Raw genomic sequence first — 12,686 nt, 5'->3', positions numbered from 1 at the left:
CGAGAGGAAATCCGTGCACTACCGAACGATGGGCCGACTCGGCTGGCAGGTCAGCGAGATCGGCTACGGAATGTGGGGCATCGGCGGCGGACCCGGAGGGTTCACCGGCTGGGACTACGACGTGGCACCGGACTGCCTTGATCTCGCCGTCGACCTGGGCTGCACCTTCTTCGACACCGCCTGGGTCTACGGCCGCGGCGTCAGCGAGCAGATGCTGGGCGCGCTGCTGCGCAGACACAGCGGCCGACGCCTGTACACCGCCACCAAGGTCCCGCCGCTCAACCGGGAATGGCCCCCGCGCCCGAACGACACGCTCGACGACGTGTTCCCGGCCCATCACATCCGCGAGTACGTCCACCGCAGCCTGGAGAACCTCGGCACGGACCGGATCGACCTGCTGCAGTTCCATGTCTGGGAGGACCGCTGGAGCGGCGACGAGCGCTGGCAGCAGGTCATCGCCGACCTCAAGGCCGAGGGCGTCATCGAGGGATTCGGCCTCAGCGTGAACCGTTGGGAGCCGGCCAACTGTCTGCGCGCGCTCGACACCGGACTCGTCGACGTCATCCAGGTCATCTACAACATCTTCGACCAGGCTCCCGAGGACGAGCTCTTCGAACGGGCCCAGCGCGACGGCATCGGCATCATCGCCCGCGTCCCCTTCGACGAGGGCGGACTCACCGGGACGCTCACCCGCGACACGGTCTTCCCCGAGGAGGACTGGCGTTCCGTCTACTTCGGCCCGGAGAACCTGGGTCCCACGGTCGACCGGGCGGAGCGGCTGAAGAAGTCGCTGCCCGAGGGCATGGAACTACCCGAACTCGCCCTCCGGTTCATCCTGCACCACCCCGCCGTGAGCACCGTCATCCCCGGCATGCGCAAGCCCGCGCACGTCCGCGCCAACCTTGGCGCCGCCGGGAAGCAGCCCCTCGCCCCCGCGCTCCTGGACGAGTTGCGCGGCCACCGCTGGGACCGCCGGCCGACGGGGTGGTCGATGTGAGCGTCATCGCGATGTGGGCACACCCCCGGGCGGTCTCCACCGCGTTCCTGCGCATGATGGCCGAGCGCGGGGACGTCACCGTCGTGCACGAGCCCCTGGTGCTGCTCACCGACCACGGCCAGGTGGAACTCCCCGGTACGGACGGCGGAACGACGACCGTCCGTACGACCGGCGAGCTGCTGGACCGTCTGACAGAACTCGGCACCAAAGGCCCGGTGTTCTTCAAGGACACCCTTGAGTACCACTACCAGTATCTTTTCGACCACCCCGAGGCCATCGCCGGCTTCCGGCACACCTTCATCGTCCGCGAGCCGGCCCGCACGATCGCCTCCCACCACGCGGTCAAGCCCGAGTTGGCCTGCCACGAGGTCGGCTACGAGCATCAGTACGCCCTCTTCGAGCTGGCCTGGAAGACCACCGGCGATCGCCCCGTGGTCATCAGTACCGAGCGGCTGCTCGAGGACCCTGCCCCCGTGGTCGAGGCGTACTGCGCCGCCGTCGGCCTGCCCTATCTTCCGAAAGCCCTGACCTGGCAGCCGGGCGAGCGCGCCGAATGGCAGCAGAACCGGCGCTGGCACCTCGACGCCATCGCCAGCGCCGGCTTCCGGCTGCCCGAGAAGAAGTACCCGGTCACCGTCGAGAACGACGAGCGCCTGCGCGGCTACTACGAGCATCACCTTCCGTACTACGAACGGCTCATCGAACACGCCCTCTGATCCGTCGAACCGGCCACCACAGGAGCCCCTCACCATGACCGACACGCCCGGCGAGCGGTTCGCCCAAGCCTTCCTGACCGACCCCGAACACGCCCAGGTCGACTTCGACTTCACGCTCAGCGACGCCTTCCAGCCCACGAACGACCGGCCGCGCCTGACCGTACGCAACCTCTTCCGCAAGCAGCGCGCCGCCACCGGCACGGTCCGGTCGTGGTTCGAGAACCGGCCGGGCGCGGACGAGGCGTCGCCGGAACGCAGGCTGCGTGAGGCCGCGTTCCGGTTTTCAGTGGCCGAGTACGGTGTGCGGCCGATCACCGGATGGGTGCAGATACCGGAAGACCTTGCCAAGGAACCGGAGGCCCTGGCGTCCTTCATCGACCGCCGCCTGATGGTCCGCCTCGGCACCGCGGAGAACCTGGCACTCACCCGAGACCTGCTGGACAACCCCGATGTGGCACCGCTGCCCTACAAGGACTCGTACACCGCGGGCGTACTCGCCGCCTTCGAGGAGATCGAGCAGACCGGCGGAACCGGTCACGCCCTGATCGTGAACCCTGCGGACTACTACGGTGAGTTGGTCGGCGCGGGCAGCGTGCTTCAGGACCTCGCCCGGGAAAAGGTCATGATCTGCCGCAACCGGCACGTGGCCCCGGGGCATGCGGTGGTCGGCGACTTCGCGATGGCCGCCCGGCTGCTCGAAGCGGGCCATTCGGTGATCAAGGTTGCCGAGCCGCCGCAAGGGACCTTCGACCGGCCCGGCACAGCGGTCTGTGCAGAGGTCTACGAAGGCGTCGCCGTGCAGCTGCCCACCCACTTCTTCCATGTCGTACCGGCATGAGTGATGGCGCCACGATCTGGCTGACCGGTCTGCCGAGCGCCGGCAAGACCACCATCGCCTGCGAGCTGGCGGGACGGCTGCGCGAGGAGGGGCACCGAGTGGAAGTGCTCGACGGCGACGAGATCCGCGAGTTCCTCTCCGCGGGCCTGGGCTTCAGCCGTGAGGACCGGCACACCAACGTCCAGCGGATCGGCTTCGTCGCCGAACTGCTGGCGCGCAACGGCGTGAAGGCGCTGGTGCCGGTGATCGCACCCTACGCGGACAGCCGTGAGGCGGTGCGCATGCGCCATGACGCGGCGGGCACCACGTATGTCGAGGTGCATGTCGCCGCTCCGGTGGGCGTGTGCTCGGCGCGTGATGTGAAGGGCCTGTACGCCAAGCAGGCGGCGGGCGAGATCAGCGGACTGACCGGTGTCGACGACCCGTACGAGGAACCGCGGACACCGGATCTACGGATCGAGTCGCACCGGCAGACCGTTGCCGAGTCCGTGGCGGTGCTGCACGCGCTGTTGACCGAAAGGGGCCTGGCATGACGACGGCGACTGTCTCGGCAAAGGACACCGAGAACTCGTTCGCGCTGTCGCACCTGGACGTTCTGGAGTCCGAGGCGGTGCACATCTTGCGTGAGGTGGCGGGTGAGTTCGAGCGGCCGGTGATCCTTTTCTCCGGTGGCAAGGACTCCACTGTCATGCTGCACCTGGCACTGAAGGCGTTCGCCCCGGCTCCGGTGCCGTTCTCGCTGCTGCACGTGGACACGGGGCACAACTTCCCCGAGGTGATGGACTACCGCGACCGGACGGTGGCCCGGCACGGGCTGCGGCTGTATGTCGCCTCGGTGCAGGAGTACATCGACAGCGGTCGGCTGCGCGAGCGTCCCGACGGCACCCGTAACCCGCTGCAGACGCTGCCGCTGACCGAGAAGATCGCCGCCGAGCGGTTCGATGCGGTCTTCGGCGGCGGCCGCCGCGACGAGGAGAAGGCCCGCGCCAAGGAGCGCGTCTTCTCCCTGCGCGACGAGTTCTCCCAGTGGGACCCGCGCCGCCAGCGCCCCGAACTGTGGCAGCTCTACAACGGCCGGCACGCCCCGGGCGAGCACGTCCGCGTGTTCCCGCTGTCCAACTGGACCGAGCTGGACGTGTGGCAGTACATCGCCCGCGAGAAGATCGAACTCCCTCAGATCTACTACGCCCACGAGCGCGAGGTCTTCAAGCGCAACGGCATGTGGCTGACCGCCGGCGAATGGGGCGGGCCACGGGAGGGCGAGACCACCGAGATCCGACTGATCCGCTACCGCACGGTCGGCGACATGTCCTGCACCGGCGCCGTCGACTCCGACGCGACCACCATCGAGCAGGTCATCGCCGAGATCTCCGCGTCCCGGCTCACCGAGCGGGGCGCCACCCGCGCCGACGACAAGCTGTCCGAAGCCGCGATGGAAGACCGCAAGCGCGAGGGGTACTTCTAGTCATGACCAGCACCACCATCGACACCAGCGCGACCTCGCTGCTCCGTTTCGCCACCGCCGGGTCGGTCGACGACGGCAAGTCCACCCTGGTCGGGCGGCTGCTGCACGACTCCAAGTCCGTGCTGGCGGACCAACTGGAGGCCGTGGAAGCAGCATCCCGCAACCGGGGCCAGCAGGCCCCGGACCTGGCGCTGCTCACCGACGGACTGCGCGCCGAGCGTGAGCAGGGCATCACCATCGATGTCGCCTACCGCTACTTCGCCACCCCCCGGCGCCGGTTCATCCTTGCCGACACGCCCGGCCATGTTCAGTACACCCGCAACATGGTCACCGGCGCCTCCACCGCCGAACTGGCCATCATCCTGGTCGACGCCCGCAACGGCGTCGTCGAACAGACCCGCCGCCACGCCGCGGTCGCCGCTCTGCTGCGTGTCCCGCACGTCGTCCTGGCCGTCAACAAGATGGACCTGGTCGACCACGCCGAGCCCGTCTTCGCGCGCACAGCCGAGGAGTTCACCGCCTACGCCACCCGGCTCGGTGTCCCGGAGGTCACCGCGATCCCGATCTCCGCGCTGAACGGCGACAACGTCGTGGACCCGTCGGCGACCATGGACTGGTACGGCGGCCCCACCGTGCTGGAGCACCTGGAGACCGTGCCCGTCGGCTCGGCCCCCTCCGACGACCCGGCCCGCTTCCCGGTCCAGTACGTGATCCGCCCGCAGACCCCGGAGCACCCCGACTACCGCGGCTACGCCGGCCAGATCGCCTCCGGCGTGCTCCGTGTCGGCGACCAGGTGACCGTACTGCCCTCCGGTGTGACCTCCACGATCACGGGCATCGACGCGCTCGGCCGGGCCGTGGACGTGGCCTGGGCACCCCAGTCGGTGACCGTGCTGCTGGCCGACGACGTCGACATCTCCCGCGGCGACCTGATCACCCCCACGGGTGCCGCCCCGGCGACCACCCGAGACGTCGAGGCCACCGTCTGTCACCTGCACGAACGGCCGCTCAAGACCGGCGACCGGGTGCTGCTCAAGCACAGCACCCGTACCGTCAAGGCCATCGTGGAGGACATCCCCTTCCGGCTGGCGCTCGAGGACCTGTCCCAAGACGCTTCGCCCGGTGTGCTCACCACCAACGACATCGGCCGGGTGGTCATCCGCACCGCGGAGCCACTGCCCATCGACGCCTACGCCGACTTCCGGCGTACCGGTTCCTTCCTGCTGATGGACCCCGCCGACGGCACCACACTCACCGCGGGAATGGCGGAGCGCTCGTAACCGTCAGGCGCCCAGCCGGAACACGGGCAGCCGGCGGCCGGATGCGTGAGAGAAGGGCACCCTGGTCGACGATGAAGCCGGCGAGGGGGCCCTTGACGCGAACAGGCCAGTGCCCCGGCAGGCAAGGTTGGCCCGCCGAGGAGCGTCCGTCCGGTGGTTCTCCGGGGGCACATCCTGCCCGAAGAGTCGGTTACAGGTGTGGCTCCAGGGTGTTGGCGGCCTTGTGGCACAGCTCCGCGAACATCGCTCGTTCGCCGGGGCTCAGGGCGGTCTCCACGATGCGGGCGTTCTCGCGTCGTTGCTCGGCGACCCGAGTGAGGAAGGTCTCACCGGCCGGGGTGAGTGAAGTGGTCAGTTCGCGTCGATCCTCGCCGAGTGTGCGCTGGCCGACGAGCCCGAGGTCCTTCAGGACACGCAGCGCCTTGGACGTGGTTGCCCGTGACACTCCGAGTGAGTTGCTCAGCGCCGAAGGAGTCATCGGGCCCCGGATGCGTAGCAGTTCGAGCACGTCGTACTGCTGCCAGGTGACGCCTTCCGGATTCGACCGAGTGCGGCGGGCGACCAGGACGCACTGCAGGTGGGAGAGTGCGTCCTCCAGTTCGTCCGGCGCGGCCAAGGCCTGAGGCACACGTTGTGGAGGGTCGATTCGGGTCATCAGCGCCCTTGGGTGATGGGTTGGGGAAGAGGCTCGGTGTGGCACCCGAGGCGGAGCAGCCGGCGGCAGTTCGCGCTCCACGTGCACGGCCGCTTCGCCAAGCAGTCGCAACTCAGAGGTAGTGTCTATAAGGAAATTAGTATACCCCGACTGTCGAGTGGTCGCCTTCGGTGGTGATCAGGCGGCAGGCTGCTCCGTCGCTGATTGAGGGGATTGCCTTGATGGGATAGCTTTCCATAAAGAAATCATATTGCTGATCTTCCATGGAAGAGGAACGGCATGGCGTCCCACCTATCACCGGTCCCGGGTGACCACATCGTTCTGGGTGAAGCACGGCAGAACAACCTCAAGGGTGTCAGTCTGCGCATCCCCAAGGGGCAGTTGACCGTCTTCACCGGAGTATCCGGCTCTGGCAAGTCCTCGCTCGTCTTCGGGACGATCGCGGTCGAGTCACAGAGGCAGCTCAACGAGACCTACCCGGCCTTCATCCGCAACCGGCTGCCCAAGTTCGAGCGGCCCGACGCGGAGGTCATCGAGAACCTGTCCACAGCGATCGTGATCGACCAGCGTCCGGTCGGCGGCAACGCCCGCTCCACAGTCGGCACCATGACCGAGATCCACCCCATGCTGCGGGTGCTGTTCTCCCGGCACGGCACGCCCAGCGCGGGCCCCTCACACAGGTATTCCTTCAACGATCCGCGCGGGATGTGCACCGAATGCGAGGGGCTCGGATCCATGGTGCGGCTGGACCTGAACCGGCTGCTGGATCAGGACAAGAGCCTCAACCAGGGCGCCATCCGTTTCCCGTCCTTCGCCGTCGGCACCTTCCAGTGGCAGCTTTACGCGGAGTCCGGACTCTTCGACCCCGACCTGCCACTGCGGCGATACTCCGCCGAGGACCGCGAACTGCTTCTGCACGGTTCGGGGTTCAAGGTCGACCGGGCCGGCCGACACGGCATCTACAAGAACGAGTACGAAGGCATCGTGCTGCGCTTCACCCGCCGCTACATCAAGCCAGGCCTGGACGCCCTAAAGTCAAAGGAACGTGGGGCGGTGGAGCAGGTCGTGACCGAGGGCTCCTGCGAAGCCTGCGGCGGCGCCCGACTGGGATCGGCGGCGCTCGACTCGCGCATCGCGGGAGAGAACATCGCGGACTACTGCTCCCTGGAGACAACCGATCTGACCCGTCGCCTCGAGCGGATCGACGCGCCCTCGGTCAAACCGGTGGTGCAGGCGGCGCTGTCCGCCCTGCGCAGGATCGACGCGGTCGGGCTCGGCTACCTCAGCCTCGACCGCCAGACCAACACGCTCTCCGGCGGTGAGGCCCAGCGTCTGAAGACGGTGCGACACCTGGGCAGCAGTCTGACCGGTCTGACGTACATCTTCGATGAGCCGAGCGTAGGCCTGCACCCGCGTGACGTGCGGCGCCTGAACCAGATGCTGCTCGGGCTGCGGGACAAGGGAAACACAGTGCTCGTGGTGGAGCACGACCGGGATGTGATCGCCGTCGCCGACCATGTCGTGGACATGGGGCCCCGCGCTGGCAACCAGGGCGGCGAGGTGGTCTACGAAGGCACTCTGGCCGGATTGCGGCATGCCGACACCCCGACCGGACGCGGCCTGGCCTCCGTTCCGGGGCTGAAACCCGAACGGCGTTCCCCACGGGGAAACCTGACGATCCGCGGCGCCCGGCTGCACAACCTCAAGGACATCACGGTCGACGTGCCTACCGGTGTGCTCGTGGCGCTGAGCGGCGTCGCCGGATCGGGCAAGAGCTCGCTCGCCCGGGAACTGGTCGACCGGTATCCGCAGGAGACGGTCGTGGTCGACCAGTCCTCGATCGGGATCTCCTCCCGCTCCACCCCCGGGACCTACCTCGACATCATGGATACCGTCCGGCGGCTGTTCGCCCGCGCCTGCGGCGCCGACCCCGGCCTGTTCAGCTTCAACTCCACAGGCGCCTGCCCAGAGTGCCAGGGCCGGGGGGTGATCGAGACCGACCTGGCGTTCATGGACCCGGTCACCACGGTCTGCGAGCGCTGCGAGGGACACCGGTTCAATGAGGAAGCGCTGCGCCACACCTTGTCCGGCCGGACCATCGTGGACGTCCTCGCCATGACGGCCGAGCAGGCGATCGATTTCTTCGAAGACGCGCCCGTCCGCCGCAAACTGGCCCTGCTGACCGAGGTCGGCCTCGGCTACCTCACGCTTGGGCGGACCCTGTCCACCCTCTCCGGTGGTGAACGCCAGCGGCTCAAACTGGCGCACCGGCTGCACACCTCTGGCAGTGTCTACGTCTTCGACGAGCCGTCCACCGGCCTGCACATGACGGATCTGGGCAAGCTGCTCGCCCTGTTCGACCGGCTGGTCGACGGCGGCAACACGGTGGTGGTGATCGAACACGACCTTGACGTGCTCAAGCATGCGGACTGGATCATCGACCTCGGTCCCGAGGCCGGCCGGCACGGCGGCCGAGTGGTGTTCGAGGGCACCCCGGCGGACCTGGTACGGGCACGCGACTCGCACACCGGCCGATACCTCGCCGAGGACCTGGCAGCGCACGGTCAACGCTGAAGGCCACCGCACCAGGCTCCACCGTTGGGGCGCTGGGGTGCTCGTTCCGGTGCACGCACAGTCATGACCACCGTGCGACCGGCGACTACCGTTGCCCACCTCGCAGGATTACCGGAAGAAGAGGGGCCCATGCAGTTCGGTATCTTCACGGTCGGTGATGTGACAACCGATCCGACCACCGGACGTACTCCGTCGGAGCACGAACGCATCAACGCGATGGTCACCATCGCGGTCAAGGCGGAGGAGGTCGGACTGGACGTCTTCGCGACCGGTGAGCACCACAACCCGCCGTTCGTACCATCGTCCCCGACCACGATGCTGGGTTACATCGCGGCCCGCACCGAGAAGCTGATCCTGTCCACGGCCACGACGCTGATCACCACCAACGACCCGGTGAAGATAGCCGAGGACTATGCGATGCTCCAGCACCTGGCCGATGGCCGGGTCGACCTGATGCTGGGTCGTGGCAACACCGGGCCGGTCTACCCGTGGTTCGGGCAGGACATTCGCCAGGGCATCAATCTGGCCAAGGAAAACTACGCGCTGCTGCGCCGCCTGTGGCACGAGGACGTCGTCAACTGGGAGGGGAAGTTCCGTACGCCCCTGCAGGCGTTCACGTCAACGCCCCGTCCGCTGGACGGCGTAGCACCGTTCGTCTGGCACGGCTCCATCCGGTCCCCGGAGATCGCCGAGCAGGCGGCCTTCTACGGTGACGGCTTCTTCCACAACAACATCTTCTGGCCTGCCGAGCACACGAGACGGATGGTCCAGCTGTACCGGCGGCGGTACGCCCACCACGGTCACGGTCGACCCGAAGAGGCCATCGTCGGTCTCGGTGGGCAGGTGTTCATGCGGAAGAACTCACAGGACGCCGTACGGGAGTTCCGTCCCTACTTCGACAACGCGCCCGTCTATGGGCACGGTCCGTCACTGGAGGACTTCACTGAGCAGACTCCATTGACCGTCGGTTCTCCCCAGCAGGTCATCGAACGGACGCTGGCCTTCCGTGAGACCGTCGGCGACTATCAGCGGCAGCTCTTCCTGATGGACCACGCGGGTCTTCCCCTGAAAACCGTTCTGGAACAGCTCGACATGCTCGGTGAAGAGGTCGTACCCGTGCTGCGCAAGGAGTTCGCCGGCGGCCGCCCGGCCGACGTGCCGGACGCGCCGACGCACGCGGCGCGGGTCGCCGCAGCGGAGTCCTCGAAGGGAGTGACCACCGCATGAAGCTGGTCGCCGTGTCCGCAGGATTGAGCACTCCGTCCTCCACGCGTCTTCTCGCGGACCGTCTCGCCGAGTCGGTTCGCGGTGAACTCGTCGCGCAGGGGCATGACGTGGAGATTCACGTCATCGAGCTGCGCGAGCTGGCCGTCGCCATCGCCAACGGCCTCCTGACCGGATTCCCGCCGCCGCAACTGGCCGCGGCGATCGACACAGTGACGGGCGCCGACGGCCTGATCACCGTGACTCCGGTGTTCACCGCCTCCTACAGCGGGCTGTTCAAGTCCTTCTTCGACCTGATCGATCCCGAAGCACTCACCGGCAAACCGGTCCTGGTCGCCGCGACGGGAGGCACGGCCCGCCACTCCCTGGTCCTGGAGCACTCCATGCGGCCGCTCTTCGCCTACCTGCGTGCCATCGTCGTCCCCACCGCGGTGTATGCGGCGTCCGAGGACTGGGGATCAGGCGGCGACGAGTACGTGGAGGGCCTGCCCGCACGCATACGGCGGGCGGGCGGAGAGCTGGCCGCGCTCATGGCCGCCCGCCCGGCCGACACGGTGCCCGAGGACGACATCACCGCACTCGAACGCCAGCTTTCCGACCTGCGCTTCGACTGAGGCCAACCCCGACCGGCCGCGTGTATGCCGGGGACGCGTTGTCCAGGAGCGCATGTGGTGATGCCGGAAGCGCGCCAAAGGCGCCCTCGGGCCTTCGGCGTGCGCTCTCGGACCGACAGCCGTGCGCTCACGGACATGGGCAGTCGCCGCACGGTCCTAGCCTCGGTGCACGGCAGGTCGAATGACCGTACGGACGGAGAAGTGTGCGAGTGAACGAGCAGGTGGACGTGGTCGTCGTCGGCCTTGGACCCGGCGGCGAGTATGCCGCGGGCACGCTGGCCGAGGCCGGCCTGGACGTTGTCGGTGTCGAGGCGGAACTCGTCGGGGGCGAGTGCCCGTACTGGGGATGCGTGCCCAGCAAGATGATGATCCGGGCCGGGAACCTGCTCGCCGAAGCCCGCCGTGTCCCCGCCCTTGCCGGGGACACGGATGTCACCCCTGACTGGGGGCGCGTAGCCGGTCGCATCCGCGAAGAAGCCACCGACGACTGGAACGACCAGGTGGCAGCCGCCCGCCTCGCGGCCAAGGGCGGCCGTCTGGTCCGTGGACGGGGGCGCCTCACCGGGCCGCGACGGGTCACCGTCGACGGGCGCACCTGGGAGGCCCGCCGGGGCGTCGTGCTGGCCACGGGCAGCCGGCCCCGGATCCCGTCCGTACCCGGCCTTGCCGCGACGCCGTACTGGACCAATCGGGACGCCATGGCGACCAAGGACCTGCCGACGTCGATGATTGTCCTGGGCGGGGGTGCCATCGGCGTGGAGGTCGCACAGGTTTTCGCCCGCTTCGCCTGCCGCGTCACCCTGATCGAGGGACAGGGTCGGCTGCTGTCCCAGGAGGAGCCGGAAGCCGCGGAACTCGCGGCGCAGTCCTTGCGTGCGGATGGCGTGAGCGTGCTCACCGGCGTTCACGCCCGTCAAGTCAGCCATGACGGCGCGGAGTTCGACGTACTTCTGGAAGGTCGGACGGAGCCCCTGCGCGCGGAACGGCTGCTCGTCGCCACCGGGCGCCATGCCGAGCTCACCGACCTGGGCCTCGAGACGGTGGGGCTCGATCCCGCGGCGGGGATCGTATCCACGGATGGCCGGATGCGGGCGGCGGAGGGGCTGTGGGCGGTCGGCGACATCACCGGCCGTGGCGCCTTCACGCATGTGTCGATGTACCAGGCCCAGATCGCCGTCCGCGACATCCTCGACCGGCCCGGCCCCGATGCCGACTACCGTGCGCTGCCCCGCGTCACCTTCACCGACCCCGAGATCGCGGCCGTGGGACTCACCGAGCGACAGGCCCGCGACCTTGGCCTGCGGGTGCGGACCGCCGTGATGCCCAACTCCTCCTCGACGCGCGGGTGGATCCATGGGCAGGGTGGCGAGGGGTTCATCAAGCTGATCGAGGACGCGGACCGGGGTGTCCTGGTCGGCGCGACCTCCGCGGGACCGGCCGGGGGCGAGCTGCTGTACGGGCTGAACGTCGCCGTCCACGCGGAGGTGCCGGTCGAGCGACTCCGGAACATGATCTACACCTACCCGACGTTCCACCGTGCCGTGGAACCGGCGCTGGCGGCACTGGGCTGACCCCGTCCTCACGCGTGCCGCGTCGAAAGCCCAGGCAGGTCGGTGTGTCACTCGCTTCCTGACAGCAAGCGGTACCGGCAGTTCGTTGGCCTCGGTGACGAGGATCGCTGCCTGGGAAACGATCGAGTCATCTCCTGCGGGGACGGCCGCGGGGACCGTCTACTGCGGCCGCACCGGGTGCTTGCTCATGATCGAGACCCGGTTGAACGCGTTGATGGTGACCGCGACCCAGACGGCGGCCGAGATCTGGTCGTCGGTGAGCACCTCGCGGGCGTTGTCGTAGGCGGCCTCCTGCAGCGTAGCGTCACCGGGGTCGGTGGTCGCCTCCGCGAGCGCGAGCGCCGCGCGCTCGTCGGGAGTGAACAGTTCGGTGTCCCGCCAGGCCGCCAGCACACCGAGCCGTTGTGCGGTCTCGCCCGCGCGAACGGCCGCCTTGGTGTGTACGTTGAGGCAGTACGCGCAGCCGTTGACCTGCGAGACGCGCAGGTTGATCAGTTCCACGAGCGTTCGGTCGAGCCCTGCCTCGGCGGCGACCGCGCGGACCGCTTCCGAGGTCTGTACCAGCGCGTGATAGGCGGTGGGGCTCTGCTTGTCGATGAAGATCCGCTGGGGCGTGGAACCCCTCGTGTGGGCGCTCAACCTGGGACTCCTCCGGGGCCTGTCCGGCTCCCTTGTCGTGTGGCGTGTACCTGCTGGTGTGGACGGTCTGTCTTCAGGCATGATAGTTGAATCTAGAACATTTTTAGGAGGTG

Annotated in this window: 12 protein-coding genes; 10 read left to right on the top strand and 2 right to left on the bottom strand. The window is 68.3% G+C overall.

Features of this window, described 5'->3' with window-relative positions; genetic code table 11:
* Positions 1-13: 13 nt before the first annotated feature.
* From ACWDEX_RS23645 to ACWDEX_RS23620, 6 genes are read left to right on the top strand one after another with little or no spacing between them, the layout of a single operon-like run.
* A complete protein-coding gene (locus tag ACWDEX_RS23645) occupies positions 14-997 on the top strand; it encodes an aldo/keto reductase (RefSeq protein ID WP_450465829.1) in 984 nt (327 codons plus the stop codon).
* Positions 994-1,713, top strand: a complete 720-nt coding sequence (locus tag ACWDEX_RS23640; protein ID WP_450465828.1) for a sulfotransferase-like domain-containing protein — start codon at positions 994-996, stop codon at positions 1,711-1,713. Before ACWDEX_RS23645 ends, ACWDEX_RS23640 begins: the two co-directional genes overlap by 4 nt.
* Before the next feature lie 34 nt (positions 1,714-1,747).
* Entirely contained in the window at positions 1,748-2,551 is an 804-nt protein-coding gene (locus ACWDEX_RS23635) for a family 3 encapsulin nanocompartment shell protein (RefSeq protein ID WP_450465827.1), read from the top strand.
* Positions 2,548-3,084 (top strand): adenylyl-sulfate kinase, encoded by a 537-nt coding sequence (gene cysC, locus ACWDEX_RS23630; RefSeq protein WP_450465825.1) that lies wholly within the window; start codon positions 2,548-2,550, stop codon positions 3,082-3,084. The genes ACWDEX_RS23635 and cysC overlap by 4 nt, the downstream gene beginning before the upstream one ends.
* Positions 3,081-4,016 (top strand): sulfate adenylyltransferase subunit CysD, encoded by a 936-nt coding sequence (gene cysD, locus ACWDEX_RS23625; protein WP_450465823.1) that lies wholly within the window; start codon positions 3,081-3,083, stop codon positions 4,014-4,016. The genes cysC and cysD overlap by 4 nt, the downstream gene beginning before the upstream one ends.
* A 2-nt stretch (positions 4,017-4,018) precedes the next feature.
* Positions 4,019-5,296 carry a sulfate adenylyltransferase subunit 1 gene (locus ACWDEX_RS23620; protein WP_450465821.1) on the top strand — a complete coding sequence of 426 codons (1,278 nt, stop codon included), beginning with the start codon at positions 4,019-4,021 and terminating at the stop codon, positions 5,294-5,296.
* 190 nt (positions 5,297-5,486) lie between these two features.
* On the opposite strand, the gene ACWDEX_RS23615 is transcribed toward ACWDEX_RS23620, so the two are convergent.
* A complete protein-coding gene (locus ACWDEX_RS23615; RefSeq protein ID WP_450465820.1) occupies positions 5,487-5,924 on the bottom strand; it encodes a MarR family winged helix-turn-helix transcriptional regulator in 438 nt (145 codons plus the stop codon).
* Positions 5,925-6,230: 306 nt separating this feature from the next.
* On the opposite strand from ACWDEX_RS23615, the gene ACWDEX_RS23610 reads away from it, so the two are divergent.
* The 4 genes from ACWDEX_RS23610 (at position 6,231) to ACWDEX_RS23595 (ending at position 11,934) form a co-directional block, all read left to right on the top strand.
* Positions 6,231-8,525, top strand: coding sequence for an ATP-binding cassette domain-containing protein (locus ACWDEX_RS23610; protein ID WP_450465819.1), 2,295 nt, complete (start codon positions 6,231-6,233; stop codon positions 8,523-8,525).
* 129 nt (positions 8,526-8,654) lie between these two features.
* On the top strand, positions 8,655-9,752 hold the full coding sequence (locus tag ACWDEX_RS23605; protein ID WP_450465818.1) for an LLM class flavin-dependent oxidoreductase: 1,098 nt from the start codon (positions 8,655-8,657) through the stop codon (positions 9,750-9,752).
* Positions 9,749-10,363: an FMN reductase gene (locus ACWDEX_RS23600; protein WP_450465817.1), complete on the top strand. Its 615-nt coding sequence runs from the start codon at positions 9,749-9,751 to the stop codon at positions 10,361-10,363. Before ACWDEX_RS23605 ends, ACWDEX_RS23600 begins: the two co-directional genes overlap by 4 nt.
* 209 nt (positions 10,364-10,572) lie before the next feature.
* Positions 10,573-11,934: a dihydrolipoyl dehydrogenase family protein gene (locus ACWDEX_RS23595; RefSeq protein ID WP_450465816.1), complete on the top strand. Its 1,362-nt coding sequence runs from the start codon at positions 10,573-10,575 to the stop codon at positions 11,932-11,934.
* A gap of 159 nt (positions 11,935-12,093) precedes the next feature.
* Here ACWDEX_RS23595 and ACWDEX_RS23590 read toward each other — a convergent pair whose 3' ends face one another.
* Positions 12,094-12,573, bottom strand: coding sequence for a carboxymuconolactone decarboxylase family protein (locus ACWDEX_RS23590; protein ID WP_450465815.1), 480 nt, complete (start codon positions 12,571-12,573; stop codon positions 12,094-12,096).
* Positions 12,574-12,686: the final 113 nt, after the last annotated feature.

The sequence above is a fragment of the Streptomyces sp. NPDC001020 genome (assembly GCF_053599115.1).
The sequence above is the reverse complement of the archived record's forward strand: the minus strand, read 5'-3'. Positions and strand labels throughout refer to the sequence as shown.